Below are 16,542 nucleotides of genomic sequence, written 5' to 3'. Positions count from 1 at the left end.
ACCGCCGTGGTCTGGCACAACGACCGCACCGGCCAGCCGGTCCTACGCTCATTGACCGCTTACGATCACTGACCCCTTGGAATCACTCATCTAGGCGACCGGGCCGGGGACCACGGCGACGCCGACCAGTTCGACCAGGGCGTCCGGCTCGAACAACTCCACCACTCCGAGCAGTGCCATGGCCGGATAGTGCCGGCCCAGGTGGGCGCGGTAGGCGCGGCCGATCTCGCGGGTCGCCGCCCGGTAGCCGGGGACGTCGGTGGTGTAGATGGTCAGGCTCACCAGGTGTTCGGGGGCGCCCCCGCAGGCCCGCAGCGCGGTGACGACATTGGCCAGCGCCACCCCGAACTGGTCCGGCAGCGGCCCGGCCGCCAGGGCGCCGTCCGGCCCGGAGCCGATCTGCCCCGACAGGTGGACGGTGCGTCCCGGAGCGGGTACCACCGCGTGCGAGAAGCCGGGGGTGGGTCCGAGTTCGGGCGGGTTGACGAGCGTGTGCGGGCTGGCGGGCAGCGGCATGGCTCCGGGGTGGTCGGTCTCCACTAGCGCCCCTTCCACTCGGGGTCCCGGCGGCCGGTGAAGGCGGCGTGGAACTCGGCGTAGTCGGCGCTCTTCATCAGGAGCGCCTGGGTCATGGCCTCCAGCTCGATCGCCCCGGACAGGCCCATGTCGAGCTCCCGGGAGAGCAGTGCCTTGGTCTGCGCGTACCCGAAGGCGGGCCCCTCGGAGAGCCGGGTGGCCAGCCGGTCGACCGCTTCGTCGAGGGCGTCGTCCTCGACCAGCTGGCTGACCAGCCCGTAGCGGTCGGCCTCGGCCGAGTCGAGGGTGTCGCCGAGCATGAGGATCTTCGTCGCGTTCCCCAGGCCCACCATGCGCGGGAGCAGGTAGGCGGCGCCCATGTCCGCGCCGGACAGCCCCACCTTCGTGAACAGGAAGGCGAAGCGGGCGGAGCGGGCCACCACACGGAAGTCGGCGGCCAGGGCCAGCACTGAGCCCGCCCCGGCGGCGATCCCGTGTACCCCCGCGATCACCGGCACCGGGCACTCGCGCAGGGCACGGACCACCTCACCCGTCATCCGGGTGAAGGCCAGCAGGTCGTCGGGGTCCATCTCCAGGGTGCGGCCGATGATCTCGTCGACGTCTCCGCCCGAGCAGAACCCCCGGCCCGCGCCGCGCAGGACCAGGACCCGGGTGTCGCCCCGGTGCGGGAGTTCGGTGACCAGGTCGCGCAGGTCCGCGTAGGCCTCGAAGGTCAGCGCGTTGAGCCGGTCCGGCCGGTCGAGGGTCACCGTGGCCACCCCGTTCTCGCGGCCGAACCCGAAGTGGCGCCAGTCCTCGGTCAGGGGCGCGGACGCCCGGAAGGGGCTCATCGTTGGATACCTCCGCCGTCGATGGTCAGTGACTGGCCGTTGACCGCCCCGGCCAGGGGGCTCGCCAGGTAGGTGACGGCGGCCGCCACCTCCTCGGGTTCGATGAGCCGCCCCAGGGGCCCGGCCGTGGCCAGTGCCGCCTCGGCCTCCGCGAGCCCGCGACCGGTGTGTTCGGCGATGCGGGCCACGGAGCGCTCGGTCATGGGGGTGCGGACGAAGGAGGGGCAGACCGCGTTGCTGGTGACCCCGGTGCCCGCGACCTCGGCGGCCACCGACCGGGCCAGGCCGAGCATCGCGTGCTTGGAGGCGGCGTAGGCGGCGGTGTAGCGGGAGCCGGTGTGCGCCGCGGTGGAGGCGACGAAGACGATCCGGCCGCGATCGCGTTCGAGCATTCCGGGGAGGATCGCCCGGGTGAGGAGGAAGGCGGAGGTGGCGTTGGCGCGCAGGTGGTCCTCCCACAGGTCGAGGCCGGTGCGCCGCAGGGGTGCGCTCCGTGCCGTGCCCGCGTTGTTGACCAGGACGGTCACCGGCCCCAGTCCGTCCGCGAGGGACTCCACGGCCCGTTCGTCGGTGACGTCGCAGACCCGGGCGGTGACGTGCAGACCGTGCGCGCGGGCGCGGCGTTCCATGGCGGCGAGCCGCCCGGAGTCGCGCCCGAGGGCGACCACCTCGTCACCGGCGTTCGCCAACGCGAAGACGACGGCCCGCCCGATACCGCCGGAGCCACCGGAGACCACGACACGCCGTTCGGAGTCAGCCATGCCCGGAATGTATCACCGGACCGTGACCGTCGTCACTGTTCCGACATAAGACTGGTGTGTATGGGACAGAAGGAACGGAAGGTGTCTTGGGTGGGGAGGGCGACCCCAACGGGACGGCGCCGACGACACGGGGGTCGTCGGCGCCGCGAGGGGCGGACCGGTGCGGCCACGGGGGCCGGGCGGGCTAGAAGGCGGGACCGGCCTCGAGGGCGTCCTCGATGGTCTGGGCGCGCTGCTCCTCCACCGTCTCGACCAGCTCGGCCTCGTGCGCCTCGATCTCGGCGGTCACCTCGGCGGCCAGCGCGCGCAGCGCGACCTCCTGGGTGACGATGCCGCCGCGCACGCGGTTGTTGTCGCCGACCTGCGCGGTCGGGCTGTTGTCGGAGGCGGTCAGGGTGCCGCCCACGATGTTGTTGTCGATGTACACGCCACCGCTGACGCCGGTGACCGTCAGGTCGCCGTCGATGTAGTTGAGCGAGCTGGCGAAGCCCTCGGTGGCGCCGGCGCCCACGGCCACCGGGCCGTTGCCGCCGGTGTAGGTCGCGTCACCGATGACCTCGCTGTCGACCAGGACGCCGCCGGAGCCCGCGTCGGTGACGGACAGGTCGCCGCGGACGACGCTGTCGAAGATGTCCACGTACTCGACGCCCTCGGCGCTCACGCCGCCCAGGCGCGAGCCGCTCACGTAGACCTCACCGACACTGGCGCTGACGGAGGAGGCAGAGGAGTCGACCACGAAGACGAAGCCGTCGTTGTCGGCGCCCTCGGCGGCCGCGGCGCTCAGACCGGAGACCGAGGTGCCGTCCTCGAGGTAGGTGCCGTAGGAGCCCGTGTTGACGACGTCGCCGCCGACCTCGGTGTCCGACGCGTCGAAGTAGCCGCCGTTGGAGACGGTCACGGTGCCGTCGATCTGGCCACCGATGATGTGCAGGTTGGCGTCGCCCTCGACGGTGACCTTGCCCTGGATGACGGTGCCGTCAAGGAAGCAGCTCGCACCGGCCGGAACCTTGAGATCAGTGGGCAGGGTGACCGCGCCACCGTGCCCCGAGCAGAGAGTGACCAGGTCCGCCTGGGCGGGGGCGGCCATGAGGGTGACGCCGCCGATGGCCAGGGCCGCGGTGGCGGTGGACGCAGCGATCTTGCTCCCGAGCTTCATGCGGGGGAATTCCTTTCGTCGTGACCGGTGGGGTCCGACGCTCCTGAGGAGGGTGCGGGAAGAGCGCCGTGTGGACACCACAGAGAAAGTACCGAGCCCACAGCGCTTTGGGAATACTTGCAGGAGAAGATTCGCCTCTGTCCAGGTTTCCACCAGAAGAACGATCTCTGTGACCTCGGTTACCTCTGGGGCGTGGGAAACCCCCTGGTGAGCGCGTGCTCCATGTGCCGGGAACGGAAGTGGGCCGCCCGGTGTCCCGAGCGGCCCGAGGGGCGTGCGCCCCGAGGTCCGGTACCTACTTCAGATGGCCGTCGCCGGTGACCACGTACTTGGTGGAGGTCATCTCCGTGAGCCCCATCGGCCCTCTTGCGTGCAGTTTCTGGGTGGAGATACCGATCTCCGCGCCGAAGCCGAACTCGCCGCCGTCCGTGAAGCGCGTGGAGGCGTTGACCATCACGGCCGCCGAGTCCACCCGGCTCACGAAGTACCGCGAGGTGCTGAGCGAGTCGGTGACGATCGCCTCGGTGTGCTGGGTGGAGTAGCGCCTGATGTGCGCGAGGGCGGCGTCGACGTCCGGCACCACCCGGACGGCCAGGTCCAGGGACAGGTACTCGGTCGCCCAGTCCTCCTCGGTGGCCTCGACCACCGTGGCGCCGGTCGGGTGGGCGGCGGCCACCGCGAGGACCCGCGCGTCCGCGTGCACGGTCACCCCGGCCTCGGCCAGGGAGGCGAGGACCCGGGGCAGGAACGCGTCGGCGACCGCCTCGTGCACCAGCAGCGTCTCGGCGGAGTTGCACACCGAGCACCGCTGGGCCTTGGCGTTGGTGGCGATGGCCACCGCCTTGTCCAGGTCGGCGTCGGCGTCCACGTACACGTGGCACAGGCCCTCGCCGGTCTCGATGACGGGGACCGTCGAGTCGCGGACCACCGCCTGGATGAGCGAGCCGCCGCCGCGCGGGATGAGCACGTCGACGAGGCCACGGGCCCGCATCAGGGCCGTGGAGGACTCCCGGGTGCGGCCCGGCACCATCTGGACGGCGTCGACCGGCACCCCGGTGCCCTCCAGGGCGTCGCGCAGCACGCCGATGATGGCGGTGTTGGAGTGGTAGGCGGAGGAGGAACCGCGCAGCAGTGCGGCGTTGCCGCTCTTGAGACACAGGGCCGCGGCGTCGGCGGTGACGTTGGGGCGTCCCTCGTAGATGATGCCGATGACACCGAGCGGGACCCGGATCTGCCGAAGGTCCAGGCCGTTGGGCAGGACACCGCCGCGCACCGACTCCCCCACCGGGTCCGGCAGCTCGACGACCTCGCGGACCGCCTCGGCGATGGCCTCGACCCGCGCCGGGGTCAGGGTGAGCCGGTCGACCATGGCAGCGCTCGTACCGTCCCTGCGGGCCCGTTCGACGTCCTCGGCGTTGGCGGCGGTGATCTCGTCCGCCCGCTTGACCAGGGCGTCGGCGATGGCCAGCAGGGCGCCGTCCTTCACCGCGCGGCTCAGCGGGGCGAGCTCGGCCGCCGCTTCCCTGGCGCGTTCGGCGACCGCGTGGACCGCGCGCTCGATGTCACTCATGGCAGTCATCCTTGTCAGGGCTTCCTTGCTCGGGAGGCCGCCCGGGCCGGTGGACCCACCCCTTCGTAGGGCACCGGACCAGCGGAATCCCCCTCAGCGTATAGCGCCGCGCCGCCGCGCACACGGAGTTGTCCACAGGGTGGGACGCCGCCTCCCGATACCGCTCAGGTCCAGCCGTAGCGTTCCCGCAGGACCGCCGCGACCCGCCAGAACAACTCCTCGTCCATCACGGCGGCCTCCCTGCGGATCGACGCCTCGTCGAACTCGAAGAGGCGGTCGACCCGTACGAAGGAGTCGCGGCCCTCCCGGTCCCAGGCGCCCGCGCCGATCGGCAGCCAGTCCTGGCGTTCGCGCTCGTCCGGCACCTGGGAGGAGAGCATGAGGCCGTGCAGGCGCTCGCCCCGGCGGCCGACCACGAGCAGGGGGCGGTCCTTGCCCTGGGCGGGGTCCTCTTGGTAGGGCACCCAGGTCCACACGACCTCGCCCGCGTCGGCGAGGCCGTCGCGCTCCGGGGCGTAGACGAGTCGGGTGGCGTTGCGCCCGGTGGGCACCTCCCGGACGGCGCCCTCCTGCGGGTGGGCCTCCGTGCCCTGTTGGAGACCGCGTCGCGGAGCCGCCTCCGCGCGCCGGTCGGTGCCGTCGCGCCCGGGGGTCTCGCCCCGGCGCTGGTTTCCTTGTTGTGTCGTGTGTTGGCTCACGCACCGCATCCTAGGACCCGTTCGGCCGCTCCGCACCGTGCGTCGACGGACCGGGCACGGACGGTGGGCGGAAGGCGGTGGGCGCCGAGGGGCGCCTCGGGGCTCCGCGAGGCCGGGCCGTAGTGTCGACCGCATGCACTCCGCACCCCTGCCCCCCGTCCACGGTTCCTCTCCTCCGGTCCCGCGGTGAGCGCCCCCTCGAACGGCACTCCCGGCGGCGGCTCGGGCCGACGCGTCCTGGTCACCGGCGGCGCCTCCGGGCTGGGGGCCGCCCTGGTCCGCCGGTTCGCCGCGCGCGGTGACCGGGTGATCGCCACCGACCTGGCCGAACACGCGCCCGACGCGCTCCCTCCGGGCGTGGCCTACCTGCGCCTGGACGTCACCTCCGACCACGACTGGGAGAACGCCCTCACCCGTGTCGAGGACCTCTGGGGCGGCCTGGACGTCCTGGTCAACAACGCCGGGATCGCGGCGGGAGGTCGGATCGACGTCCTCACTCTCGACGACTGGCGATCGATCACCGACGTCAACCTGTTCGGCGTGGTCCGGGGCTGCCGGACCTTCGCCCCGCTCTTCAAGGGGCAGGGGTCGGGGCACTTCGTCAACGTGGCCTCCATGGCCGGGCTCGTGCACCCTCCGGTGATGAGTTCCTACAACGCGGTCAAGGCGGCCGTGGTCGCGCTCAGCGAGACCCTCCGGCACGAGCTCGCACCCTACGGCGTCACCACCTCGGTGGTCTGCCCGTCGTTCTTCCGTACGGGACTGGCCTCCTCCCTCAGCGGCAGCGACCCCGAGGTGGAGGCGTCGGCGACCCGGCTGATCGACGGGTCGAGGCTGTCCGCCGAGGAGGTCGCCGCGCGGGTACTGCGGGGTGTGGACCGGCGTCGGCCCGTCATCCTCACCGACCGGGCGGGACGGACCGCCCTCCGCGCCAAACGGTGGCTGCGGCCCCTGTACGACCTGGCCATGCGGCGGGTCGCCGAGGGCGTCCGCCGCCGCGTCGATCCCGCCTCCCCCACGGCGGACCACCCCACGGAGAACCGCGCATGAGCAAGGGAACCATCATCATCACCGGGGCCTCGGCCGGGCTGGGCGCCGAGATGGCGCGCCAGTTCGCCGCCCTCGGCTACGACCTCGGACTGTGCGCCCGGCGCACCGCACCGATGGAGGAGCTTCGGGACGGGATCATCTCCGCCCATCCCGGGCGCCGCGTGGTCCTGAGGGCCCTGGACGTCACCGACGACGACGCGGTGTTCCGGGTCTTCGGGGAGATCGCGGACGAGTTCGGCACGGTGGACCGGGTGATCGTCAACGCCGGGCTGGGCAAGGGCGCTGCCCTGGGCACCGGGCGCCACGACGCCAACCGGCGGACCGCCATGACCAACTTCGTCGGGGCCCTGGCCCAGGCCGACGCCGCCATGGAGATCTTCCGCGCGCAGGGGCGCGGCCACCTCGTCCTGGTCTCCTCCATGTCGGCTCTGCGCGGCATGCGCCGGGCCATGACCGTCTACGCGGCCACCAAGGCCGGGGTGAGCGCGATCGCGGAGGGGCTGCGCGCCGAGCGGGTGCCGGGCCTGGACGTCTCGGTGGTCCACCCCGGCTACATCCGTTCGGAGATGAACGAACACGTCACACAGCGGACCCGGTTCATGGTCGACACCGAGCCGGGGGTCAGGTCCATGGTGGCCGCCATCGAGCGGCGCCGGGTGAGCGCCTACGTACCCGCGTGGCCGTGGGTGCCGATCGGCTTCCTCATGAAACGGCTGCCCCTGTCCGTGGTCACCAGGCTCACCTGAGTCCGACCGCACCCGAGCGCCGGGGGTTCCGGGGCGGCCGCCTCAGAGCTCCCGCACGGTCCGCATGATGCGCTCGCGGGCGTGCCCGCCCTCCGGGACGGGCACCAGCGGGTGGATGTGGAAGGCGCCCTCCTCCTCGTGGAACTCCACCGTCCCCCCGGCCGCGCGGACCCGGTCGCGCAGGAGCCGGGTGTCCGGCAGGAGCAGGTCGCGGGTGCCGATGTACAGGTCCACGGGCGGCAGCCCGGCCATCGGCCCGTACAGCGGGCTGAGCCGGGGGTCGGTGAGGTCGTCGCCGTCCGCCCACTCGGCCGCGGCCTCCAGCATCCCGGCGGGGGCCAGCCAGGGGTCGGACCCCTCGACCTCCGCGATGTCGGGGTTGGACATCGTCAGGTCGGTCCAGGGGGAGATCAGCACCAGACGTGCCGGAACGGGCAGACCGGCCCCGGTCAGCGTCTGGGTGAGGGCCAGCGCGAGCCCTCCCCCGGCGGAGTCGCCCGCGACCAGGGTGCGCCCGGGTGACACGTCCGCCAGGAGCTCGCGGTAGACAGCGGTCACGAACGGGAAGGCCTCGCGGTAGGTGTACTCGGGGGCCAGGCCGTAGACGGGTACCTCCACGCGGCAGCCCGCGTCGGCCATCCGGGAGACCAGTACCCAGTGCCACGCGGAGACCTCGCTCACGTAGGTGCCTCCGTGCAGGTAGAGCACGGCCCTCTCCGGCGCCGTACCGACGCGGGGGCGCACCGTGTACACGGGGAAGCCGCCGGTCACCCGACGGTTCACCCAGTGCCGCGCGGTGAGCCAGTGCGGAGGGTCGGCGTCCTCCTTGGGCCCGTGGAGCCACGCGCGGGTGTCCGCCGCCGACTCCAGGGTCGGCTTGCGCAGGACCCTCAGGGCCAGCGCCGCCAGGTGCGTCACCAGACTCGCCACGCGTGCCACCCTCCTCGGTACGTCCCGTCAGCGGCCCCGGTCGGGTCCGTCAGAGCACCACGAGGTCGTCGCGGTGCACGAGCTCGCGCTCGTAGGAGGGGCCCATCTCCCGCGCCAGCCACCGGGTGGATCGGCCCATGAGGTCGGGGACCTCGGCGGCGTCGTAGTTGACCAGCCCCCGGGCCACCACCGCCCCCTGCTCGTCGCGCAGGTCCACCGGGTCGCCCGCGCTGAAGTCCCCCTGGACCCTGACCACCCCTGCGGGCAGCAGCGACGCCTTCTCCCGCACCACCGCCCTCACCGCGCCCGGGTCCAGGATCAGGCTCCCCCGGCCCGCAGTGGCGTGGGCCAGCCACAGCTGGCGGGCGGAGGGGCGTCGGCCGTCGGCGGGGGCGAAGAACGTCCCCACCCGCTCGCCGGACAGCGCAGCCCGGGCGTTGGCGGCCGAGGTCAGCAGGGTGGGCACCCCGGCCTCGGTGGCGATCCGCGCGGAGTCCACCTTGGTGACCATCCCGCCGGTGCCCACACCCCGCCTGCCCGCGCTCCCGATGTCGATCCCGTCCAGGTCGGCCCGGCCGCGCACGAGGTGCACCACCGAGGTCCCCTCGTCCGCCGGGTTGCCGTCGTAGAGCGCGTCGACGTCCGACAGCAGGACCAGGGCGTCGGCCCGCATCAGGTGCGCCACCAGGGCGGCGAGGCGGTCGTTGTCGCCGAACCGGATCTCGTGGGTGGCCACCGTGTCGTTCTCGTTGACGATCGGCAGGGCGCCGATGTCCAGGAGTCGGCGCAGGGTGCGCTGGGCGTTGCGGTGCTGCACCCGCCGCATCATGTCCTCCACCGTGAGCAGGACCTGGGCGGCGGTCAGCCCGTGCCCGGCCAGCTCCGCGGCGTAGGAGGCCACGAGCAGGCCCTGGCCCACGCTCGCGGCCGCCTGCTGCGAGGCCAGGTCGTGCGGGCGGCGGGCCATACCGAGCGGCGTCATCCCGGCGGCGACCGCGCCGGAGGAGACCAGGATGACCTCCTGCCCGAGGGCCCGCCGGTCGGCCAGGACCTCGACCAGGTCCCGGATACGACCGGAGTCGATCAGACCGTCCGGGGTGGTCAGTGAGGAGGACCCCACCTTGACCACGACCCGGCGGGCTCCGGCGACCGCCGACCGTCCGGCCGCCTCCAGGGCGTCGACGTCGCTCCGCCCGGCCCGCCGGCCGGTGTTGTACTGGGTGTCTGCGCTGTGCACCACGAGGGGCTTTCCATCCGTGGCACGGCGCCCTGCCGAGCGCCGTGCTCGTACCTTGTCTGGGTTCGGCTGGTGTGGAGCGGTCGGTCCCCGCGCGGTTCAGCCCAGCCGGGCGTCGGACCCGCGCGGGCCGGACGGGACGGCCTCGGCGTCCAGCGAGTTGTCCCAGTCGAAGACCACGGCGTCCTCGTCGGTGCCGATCTGCACCTCGGCTCCCTGGACGGCCCCGGCCTTGGCCAGCGCGTCCTCGATACCGAGGCGGTTGAGGCGCTCGGCCAGGTAGCCGACGGCCTCGTCGTTGGAGAAGTCGGTCTGGCGCACCCACCGGGCGGGCTTGTCGCCGCGCACCTGGAAGGAGTTGTTCCCGAGCGGCACGACCTCGAAGGGGACGTCACCGATCATCTTGGGACGCAGGACGATGCGGGTGGGCTCCTCGACCGGGGCGCTCCGGCGGGCCTGCGCCACCTGCTCGCCCAGCGCGAAGGAGAGTTCCCGGAGCCCCTCGCGGGAGGCGGCCGAGACCTCCATCACCCGGTAGCCGCGCTCCTCCAGCATGGGGGTGACCATGTCGGCGAGGTCGCGGGCCTCGGGCACGTCGACCTTGTTCAGGGCGACGATGCGCGGACGGTCGGACAGGTCCACCCCGGCCTGCTCGCCGTACGCGGACAGCTCCGCCTCCAGGGCGTCCAGATCGCTCACCGGGTCGCGGCCCGGCTCGTAGGTGGCGCAGTCCAGCACGTGCAGCAGGGTGGAGCAGCGCTCGATGTGGCGCAGGAACTCCAGGCCCAGGCCCTTGCCCGCGCTCGCGCCGGGGATCAGTCCGGGCACGTCGGCGATGACGTACTGGGTGGAGCCCGCCTCGACCACGCCCAGGTTGGGGACGAGGGTGGTGAACGGGTAATCGGCGATCTTGGGCCGGGCCGCCGACATCGCCGCGATCAGCGACGACTTCCCGGCGCTGGGGAAGCCCACCAGGCCGACGTCGGCGATGGTCTTCATCTCCAGGCGGACGTCGAAGGCCTCGCCCTCCTCGCCCTTGAGGGCGAAGCCGGGGGCCTTGCGCTTCTTGGAGGCCAGCGCGGCGTTGCCCAGGCCGCCGCTGCCGCCCTGGGCCAGGACCAGGCGGGTGCCGTGGCCGACCAGGTCGGCGATGACCTCGCCGTTCATCCGGGTGACCACCGTGCCGTCGGGGACGGTCAGGACCAGGTCCTGGCCCTTGGCCCCGGCCCGGTGGCCGCCCTGGCCGGGGGTGCCGTTCTGGGCGTCGCGGTGCGGGCGGCGCTGGTAGTCCAGCAGGGTCGCGCTCTGGGTGTCGACCTCCAGGACGACGTCGCCGCCCTGCCCGCCGTTGCCGCCGTCCGGGCCGCCCAGCGGCTTGAACTTCTCACGGTGCACGGAGGCACAGCCATGCCCGCCGTTCCCGGCCTTGACGTGCAAGACCGCCTCGTCGACGAAGTCAGGCATAGCTCTCCCCGTTACTCATGCGGTCCCCACCACCCGGAGGGAACCGGTACTCCACGCGTGTCACCAGTGACAACGCGAAGGGCGGGCCAGTGTTCCCTGGCCCGCCCCGAAGAATCGCCGTTCCGGCGCGGCCTAGACCGCGGCAGGGACGATGTTCACGGCCTTGCGGCCGCGGAAGTTACCGAACTTGACCTCACCGTCGACCAGGGCGAACAGCGTGTCGTCGCCTCCGCGGCCCACGTTGGCACCGGGGTGGAACCTGGTGCCGCGCTGACGGATGAGGATCTCGCCGGCAGAGACGGTCTGACCGCCGAAGCGCTTCACGCCGAGGCGCTTGGCGTTCGAATCACGACCGTTCTTGCTGGAAGAAGCGCCCTTCTTGCTTGCCATGTCTCCAGGCCTCCTACTTCGCCGCGATGCCGGTGACGCGCACCTGGGTGTGCTTCTGGCGGTGTCCCTGGCGCTTCTTGTAACCGGTCTTGTTCTTGTACTTCAGGATGTTGATCTTGGGGCCCTTGGTCTCGCCGAGGACCTCGGCGGTGACCGTGTAGCCGCTCAGCTTGTCGGCCTCGCTGATGACGTTGTCACCGTCGACCACAAGGATGGGCTGCCACGTCAGGGTGGCGCCGGTCTCGTCGGAGACCCTGTCGATGTTCAGGACGTCATCGACAGACACCTTCTCCTGTCGGCCGCCCGCTCGCACGATCGCGTACACCGGGTAACTCTCTTCCTGCTCGCTCAACGAATAATGCGCTCACTCATGACCGTGATGCCACGATCCACGAATCGCCTGTAGCGGGGCGCGGGGATCTGAGGGAAACAAACCCCTTGGTGGAGAGCACTGCGGTCTCGGGGCGCGCGAACATTTGGGGCGCGCCGACGCACCGTCCATCAGATTACCACCGACCCGACACAGGCCCGCACACGTGCCCTGGCCCGGAACCGGTCGTGACCGGTTCCGGGCCAGGCTGTCTTCCCGCCTGAACCGCTGGTCAGCCCACGTCGACCGCGGTGCTCTCACTGGTCTGCGAGGTCGCCGCAGCCTTGGTCCGCCGCGTACGGCGGCGCTTGGGCCGTTCGGTGGCGCCGTCGGCGTCACCGTCCGCGGAGGCGGGTGTCTCGGTGGCGTCGGTGTCCGAGTCCTGCTCGGCACCGTTCGCCTTCGTCCGCTCACCCTCACCGCTGTCGGCCGGGGCCGTCTTGCGGGTGGTGGTGCGCCGACGGGTCTTCTTGGCCGGGGCCTCCTCGGCGGCGGGGGCCTCAGCGGCCTCCTGGGCGGGCTCCGCCTCCTGGGCGGCACCCTCCGGGGCCTGGGCGGGCTCCGTGGCCTTCTTCGCGCGGGAGGAGCGCTTACGCGTCTTCTTCGCTGGTGCGGCCTGCTCGGCCTCGGGGACCCGCTCGGACTCCGGCGCGGCCTCCTCGACCGCGACGGGCTCGGGCTGGTCGGCCTCGGCGGACGCCGGCTCCGCGGCCCTGCGGCCACGGCTCCTCTTGGCGGGCTTCTCGGACTTCTCCGGCTTCTCGGCCCCGCCGGACCCCTCCGTCTGCTCGACGGGCTGGTCGGCGGTGTCCTCGGCGCTCACGGGCCGGTCGTCGCCGTCCTGGCGGTCGGCCTTGGCGGAGGCGTCCTTGTCGCCGGAGGCGTCGGCCTCGCCCTTGCCCTTCTTCTTCTTGCGCCCGCCGGTGCCGCCACCGCCGCCGCCCTTGTTCTCCACCGGGTCGCTGGAGAGCAGGAGGCCACGGCCGTTGCAGTGGTCGCAGGTGTGCGAGAAGGCCTCGAGCAGCCCCTGGCCGACCCGCTTGCGGGTCATCTGCACCAGACCCAGCGAGGTGACCTCGGCCACCTGGTGCTTGGTCCGGTCCCGGGAGAGGCACTCCAGCATGCGGCGCAGCACCAGGTCGCGGTTGGACTCCAGCACCATGTCGATGAAGTCGATGACGATGATGCCGCCGATGTCGCGCAGGCGCAGCTGGCGGACGATCTCCTCGGCCGCCTCCAGGTTGTTCTTGGTGACCGTCTCTTCGAGGTTGCCGCCCTGACCGGTGAACTTGCCGGTGTTGACGTCGACCACGGTCATGGCCTCGGTGCGGTCGATGATCAGCGAGCCGCCGCTGGGCAGCCAGACCTTGCGCTCCAGCGCCTTGTTGATCTGCTCGTCGATCCGGTAGGCGGAGAAGACGTCGCGGTCCTCTCCCCAGTGCGAGAGCCGCTCGGAGAGGTTGGGCGCCACGTAGTCCACGTACTCGTGGACGGTGGTCCAGGCCTCCTCCCCGGAGACGACCAGGCTGGAGAAGTCCTCGTTGAAGACGTCGCGCACCACGCGCACCGTCAGGTCCGGCTCGCTGTTGAGCAGGGACGGGGCGTTGGCCGACTTGGACTTGCGCTTGATCGAGTCCCACTGCTTGGCCAGACGCGTGATGTCGCGCTCCAGCTCCTCCTCGCTGGCGCCCTCGGCGGCGGTGCGCACGATCACGCCGGCGCCGGAGGGCATCACCTTCTTGAGGATGGTCTTCAGGCGCGCGCGCTCCTTGTCCGGGAGCTTGCGGCTGATGCCGGTCATCGACCCGCCGGGCACGTACACCAGGTAGCGGCCGGGCAGGCTGATCTGGCTGGTCAGGCGGGCGCCCTTGTGGCCGACCGGGTCCTTGGTGACCTGCACCAGGACCGACTGGCCGGACTTGAGCACCGACTCGATGCGCTTGGGCTGGCCGTCCAGGCCGAAGGAGTCCCAGTTGACCTCGCCCGCGTACAGCACGGCGTTGCGGCCCTTGCCGATGTCGACGAAGGCGGCCTCCATCGACGGCAGGACGTTCTGGACCCGGCCCAGGTACACGTTGCCCACGTAGGAGCGGTGCGTGGCCCGGTCCACGTAGTGCTCGACCAGGATGTCGTCCTCGAGGACGGCGATCTGGGTGCGGTCGCCGGTCCGGCGCACGATCAGGTCGCGCTTGACCGCCTCGCGGCGGGCCAGGAACTCCGACTCGGTGACGATCGGCGCGCGGCGCCGGCCCTGCTCGCGCCCCTCGCGGCGGCGCTGCTTCTTGGCCTCCAGACGGGTGGAGCCCCGAACCGCCTGGACCTCGTTCTCGATCGGCCGTTCCTGACGCGGCTCGCGCACCTTGACCACGGTGTTGGGCGGGTCGTCGTGGGTGCCCTCGCCGCCGGAGCCCGAACGGCGGCGACGGCGACGGCGGCGACGGCTGCCACCGCGCTCACCCTCGGCCGCGTCGTCCCCGGACTCGTCCTCCGCGCCGTCCTCGTCGGCGGCGGAGCGGTCGTCAGCGCCCCGGTCGGCGGTGTCCTCGGGTCCGGCGGAGTCGCCGCGGGCGTCGTCGGTGTCGGCGTCCTCGCCGCCCCGCGAGCGTCCGCGTCCGCGTCCGCCCCGGCGACGACGCCGGCGGCTGGGACGCTCGTCGGTACCGGTCTCCTCGGCGGGGGCCTCGGCGGTCGCGTCCTCGGTGTCGTCCTCGTCCTCGTCGGCCTCGACGACCGGTTCGGCCTTGGGGCGGGTCCGGGCGGGAGCGCTGGCGACGGGGGGCTGGAAGAGCATCCCGCCGGGCGGCTGGAAGACGGCGCCGCCGGTGTCGGCGACGTTCTCCTCGGCCTCCTCCGCGGGCTGGTCGACGGTCTCCGGGGCGGGGGCCCCGGACCGGGCGGAGCGGGTGCGGCTCCGGCCGCGCGCACGGCCGCGACCGTTCTCCCCGGTGCCGGTGTCGCTCCCGGCCTCGACCGGAGCGTCGGCGGCCCCGCTGCTCTCCGGCGCCGCCTCCGCGGTCGCGCGGCCACGGCCCCGGCGCTGCGGTGCGGCCTCGGGGGCGTCGTTGGGCCTGCCCGCGGCGCGCACGGTACGCCTGCGCGTGGCGGAGGCGGTCACCGAGGTGTTCACGGTGCCGACCTCACCGGTGCCCGCCAGCTTGGTGACCGGCGTGGTGGGCGCGGAGAAGACGTCGTCGGGTTCGGGGGGTGGTCCCGCAGCGCGGCGAGCGCCCTTGGCCGGAGCGGGAGTGGTCACCCGCACCGCGCCGTCCCCCTCCGGGGGCGCCGCCGCCGTGTTCTTGGTTGTTTCAGTTGTACCCGCGGCGCCTTCGGCACCGTTGTTGGGCTCGTTGTCGAGCATCCGGGCGGTCTCCCGTCAAAGCGCTCGGGCGCACCTCGACCTCATCGGTCGGCGGGGCGGCTCGCGAGAGCTGTCGTCGCTGTGTCAGCGCCGACGGCACCAGGTGTGCCGTCGGGGCAAAGTCCTGTGGTTCGCCCATGTTTCCCCGCTTCGGGGCCCTTCATGTCGAAGGACCCGCCATGGGCGGTGACGTCCGTGGTGAGCGGGTGCGTCGATCGTTCGTCTGGTCGTGCGCGGCCCCGGTGCTCCCTGTCGCGGCAGCTTCGGGTCGGTCCGCGTCGAACGGATCAGCGATCACACCTGTCGCCTCGTCCAGTGGCCCCTGCGCCAGCCTGGTCATCGTCGGTGATGACGGCGGCGCGAGGTCGGCCAGATGGCGGAGGCCGGTCAGCACGTCGTCTGGTCGTACAGCAGGTGTCGTGTGCCGTATGACCATTCGAAGTATGGCATATGTCGCGTGTCGGTCCCCAGGGACGCGCCCGTGGGATGCGCGACATACGTCGATGTCGAGGACGGCCGGGCGGGTGTCGAAGCGGCGCCGGCCCTTCTTCGTCATCCGTTCCACCTCGACGCTCTCGGCGGCCAGGTAGGTGGCCACCGCCTTGGCGGCGTCGTCGGGGTCGACGTCCGCCATCTCCACGCGCCACTCGGAGGCCTCCAGCCGTTCGGCCAGGCCCGGAGTCCGGGCCTCGACGACCTCGACCACGTCGATCCCCTCGGGCATCGCCGCGTCGATCGCGGTCCTGACCTGGTCGGGACGGCGGGCCTCGGCCAGGGTGAGCTCAAGGTACTCCGCCTCGCTGGCGACCCCGGTCGGGGCCGCGCCGGTGTAGGAGACCTTGGGGTGCGGTGAGAAGCCAGCGGAGAAGGCCACGGGTACCGAGGCCCTGCGCAGGGCTCTCTCCAGTGCCCGGGCGATGTCCCGGTGGCTGGCGAAGCGCATGCGGCCGCGCTTGGCGTAGCGCACGCGCAACCTCTGACCGGGGTTGGCGGTGGAGGGTGAGGTGGTGCCCTCGTGTGCGGGGGGCAGCTCAACTCCTTTCCTCAGTGCCCCCTTGGAACCGGGCCGCCCGCGGCGGCCCTCAGGGGCTGTTCCTCGTCCTGTTCAGCGTACGGTGCGCCGAAGTGCGCACGCGCCAACGGGACACGCATACCGGTACCTCCCCCGACCGCCCCCGATCGAAAAGTCCCGACCGGGTCCGAGCGAACTTCCGAACCGGCGTTCACCACGAGAACACAGGGGTCCGGAAAAAAAATCCAAAGAAATCCCGCAACCGTGGCAACCCCCGGGACCCCCCGCGAGTCTTACTTCACGTACGGCCCGGCGCGAGCGGGGCGCCGGGCCGTACACCTTCCTTCCCGGACACTCCCCCGGTGCCATCGGCACGACGGGGTCGAGCCACACGGCGGAGAGCGCCCGGAGCGCGAATCCTACTCCCTTTCCC

The 16,542-nt window shown here is 72.3% G+C and carries 15 protein-coding genes; 2 read left to right on the top strand and 13 right to left on the bottom strand.

Translation table 11 applies throughout. From position 1 onward, the window contains the following. Positions 1–90: 90 nt before the first annotated feature. The 6 genes from ABZ635_RS23770 to ABZ635_RS23745 all read right to left on the bottom strand — a co-directional run bounded on the left by ABZ635_RS23770 (position 91) and on the right by ABZ635_RS23745 (position 5,405). Positions 91–516 carry a RidA family protein gene (locus tag ABZ635_RS23770; RefSeq protein ID WP_357769035.1) on the bottom strand — a complete coding sequence of 142 codons (426 nt, stop codon included), beginning with the start codon at positions 514–516 and terminating at the stop codon, positions 91–93. Positions 517–539: 23 nt separating this feature from the next. Further along, a complete protein-coding gene (locus ABZ635_RS23765; protein ID WP_357769029.1) occupies positions 540–1,367 on the bottom strand; it encodes an enoyl-CoA hydratase family protein in 828 nt (275 codons plus the stop codon). Continuing rightward, entirely contained in the window at positions 1,364–2,128 is a 765-nt protein-coding gene (locus ABZ635_RS23760; RefSeq protein WP_357769027.1) for an SDR family oxidoreductase, read from the bottom strand. Before ABZ635_RS23760 ends, ABZ635_RS23765 begins: the two co-directional genes overlap by 4 nt. A gap of 184 nt (positions 2,129–2,312) precedes the next feature. After that, the gene (locus ABZ635_RS23755; RefSeq protein ID WP_357769025.1) at positions 2,313–3,284 is read right to left on the bottom strand and encodes a hypothetical protein; all 972 of its coding nucleotides are present in this window, start codon (positions 3,282–3,284) and stop codon (positions 2,313–2,315) included. 295 nt (positions 3,285–3,579) lie between these two features. Continuing rightward, on the bottom strand, positions 3,580–4,854 hold the full coding sequence (locus ABZ635_RS23750; RefSeq protein ID WP_357769023.1) for a glutamate-5-semialdehyde dehydrogenase: 1,275 nt from the start codon (positions 4,852–4,854) through the stop codon (positions 3,580–3,582). Positions 4,855–5,018: 164 nt separating this feature from the next. Continuing rightward, positions 5,019–5,405: a type II toxin-antitoxin system PemK/MazF family toxin gene (locus ABZ635_RS23745; protein ID WP_357769033.1), complete on the bottom strand. Its 387-nt coding sequence runs from the start codon at positions 5,403–5,405 to the stop codon at positions 5,019–5,021. A gap of 333 nt (positions 5,406–5,738) precedes the next feature. On the opposite strand from ABZ635_RS23745, the gene ABZ635_RS23740 reads away from it, so the two are divergent. Next, a complete protein-coding gene (locus ABZ635_RS23740) occupies positions 5,739–6,602 on the top strand; it encodes an SDR family NAD(P)-dependent oxidoreductase (RefSeq protein WP_357769021.1) in 864 nt (287 codons plus the stop codon). After that, positions 6,599–7,348, top strand: a complete 750-nt coding sequence (locus ABZ635_RS23735; RefSeq protein ID WP_357769019.1) for an SDR family oxidoreductase — start codon at positions 6,599–6,601, stop codon at positions 7,346–7,348. Before ABZ635_RS23740 ends, ABZ635_RS23735 begins: the two co-directional genes overlap by 4 nt. Positions 7,349–7,390: 42 nt before the next feature. Here ABZ635_RS23735 and ABZ635_RS23730 read toward each other — a convergent pair whose 3' ends face one another. The 7 genes from ABZ635_RS23730 to ABZ635_RS23700 all read right to left on the bottom strand — a co-directional run bounded on the left by ABZ635_RS23730 (position 7,391) and on the right by ABZ635_RS23700 (position 16,040). Further along, the gene (locus tag ABZ635_RS23730; RefSeq protein ID WP_357769017.1) at positions 7,391–8,278 is read right to left on the bottom strand and encodes an alpha/beta hydrolase; all 888 of its coding nucleotides are present in this window, start codon (positions 8,276–8,278) and stop codon (positions 7,391–7,393) included. Positions 8,279–8,327: 49 nt separating this feature from the next. Next, positions 8,328–9,518 carry a glutamate 5-kinase gene (gene proB / locus ABZ635_RS23725; protein WP_357769015.1) on the bottom strand — a complete coding sequence of 397 codons (1,191 nt, stop codon included), beginning with the start codon at positions 9,516–9,518 and terminating at the stop codon, positions 8,328–8,330. Positions 9,519–9,614: 96 nt separating this feature from the next. Then, entirely contained in the window at positions 9,615–10,979 is a 1,365-nt protein-coding gene (gene obgE / locus ABZ635_RS23720; RefSeq protein ID WP_357769013.1) for a GTPase ObgE, read from the bottom strand. A gap of 132 nt (positions 10,980–11,111) precedes the next feature. Then, positions 11,112–11,369: a 50S ribosomal protein L27 gene (gene rpmA, locus ABZ635_RS23715; RefSeq protein ID WP_357769011.1), complete on the bottom strand. Its 258-nt coding sequence runs from the start codon at positions 11,367–11,369 to the stop codon at positions 11,112–11,114. A gap of 13 nt (positions 11,370–11,382) precedes the next feature. Continuing rightward, positions 11,383–11,694 (bottom strand): 50S ribosomal protein L21, encoded by a 312-nt coding sequence (gene rplU, locus ABZ635_RS23710; RefSeq protein WP_017545212.1) that lies wholly within the window; start codon positions 11,692–11,694, stop codon positions 11,383–11,385. Between the two features lie 277 nt (positions 11,695–11,971). Then, positions 11,972–15,097, bottom strand: a complete 3,126-nt coding sequence (locus ABZ635_RS23705) for an Rne/Rng family ribonuclease (RefSeq protein WP_357769009.1) — start codon at positions 15,095–15,097, stop codon at positions 11,972–11,974. 160 nt (positions 15,098–15,257) lie between these two features. Continuing rightward, positions 15,258–16,040, bottom strand: a complete 783-nt coding sequence (locus ABZ635_RS23700) for a TIGR03936 family radical SAM-associated protein (RefSeq protein ID WP_357769031.1) — start codon at positions 16,038–16,040, stop codon at positions 15,258–15,260. Positions 16,041–16,542 lie beyond the last annotated feature (502 nt).

It is taken from the genome of Nocardiopsis sp. NPDC007018 (assembly GCF_040635075.1).
Taxonomy (GTDB): Bacteria; Actinomycetota; Actinomycetes; order Streptosporangiales; family Streptosporangiaceae; genus Nocardiopsis.
The sequence above is the reverse complement of the archived record's forward strand: the minus strand, read 5'-3'. Positions and strand labels throughout refer to the sequence as shown.

What these genes read in the sequence shown, in the direction of transcription:
- ABZ635_RS23770 (WP_357769035.1), bottom strand. Translation starts at nt 516, where the DNA reads ATGCCGCTGCCCGCCAGCCCGCACACGCTCGTCAACCCGCCCGAACTC.
- ABZ635_RS23765 (WP_357769029.1), bottom strand. Translation starts at nt 1,367, where the DNA reads ATGAGCCCCTTCCGGGCGTCCGCGCCCCTGACCGAGGACTGGCGCCAC.
- ABZ635_RS23760 (WP_357769027.1), bottom strand. Translation starts at nt 2,128, where the DNA reads ATGGCTGACTCCGAACGGCGTGTCGTGGTCTCCGGTGGCTCCGGCGGT.
- ABZ635_RS23755 (WP_357769025.1), bottom strand. Translation starts at nt 3,284, where the DNA reads ATGAAGCTCGGGAGCAAGATCGCTGCGTCCACCGCCACCGCGGCCCTG.
- ABZ635_RS23750 (WP_357769023.1), bottom strand. Translation starts at nt 4,854, where the DNA reads ATGAGTGACATCGAGCGCGCGGTCCACGCGGTCGCCGAACGCGCCAGG.
- ABZ635_RS23735 (WP_357769019.1), top strand. Translation starts at nt 6,599, where the DNA reads ATGAGCAAGGGAACCATCATCATCACCGGGGCCTCGGCCGGGCTGGGC.
- obgE (WP_357769013.1), bottom strand. Translation starts at nt 10,979, where the DNA reads ATGCCTGACTTCGTCGACGAGGCGGTCTTGCACGTCAAGGCCGGGAAC.
- rpmA (WP_357769011.1), bottom strand. Translation starts at nt 11,369, where the DNA reads ATGGCAAGCAAGAAGGGCGCTTCTTCCAGCAAGAACGGTCGTGATTCG.
- ABZ635_RS23705 (WP_357769009.1), bottom strand. Translation starts at nt 15,097, where the DNA reads ATGCTCGACAACGAGCCCAACAACGGTGCCGAAGGCGCCGCGGGTACA.
- ABZ635_RS23700 (WP_357769031.1), bottom strand. Translation starts at nt 16,040, where the DNA reads ATGCGCTTCGCCAGCCACCGGGACATCGCCCGGGCACTGGAGAGAGCC.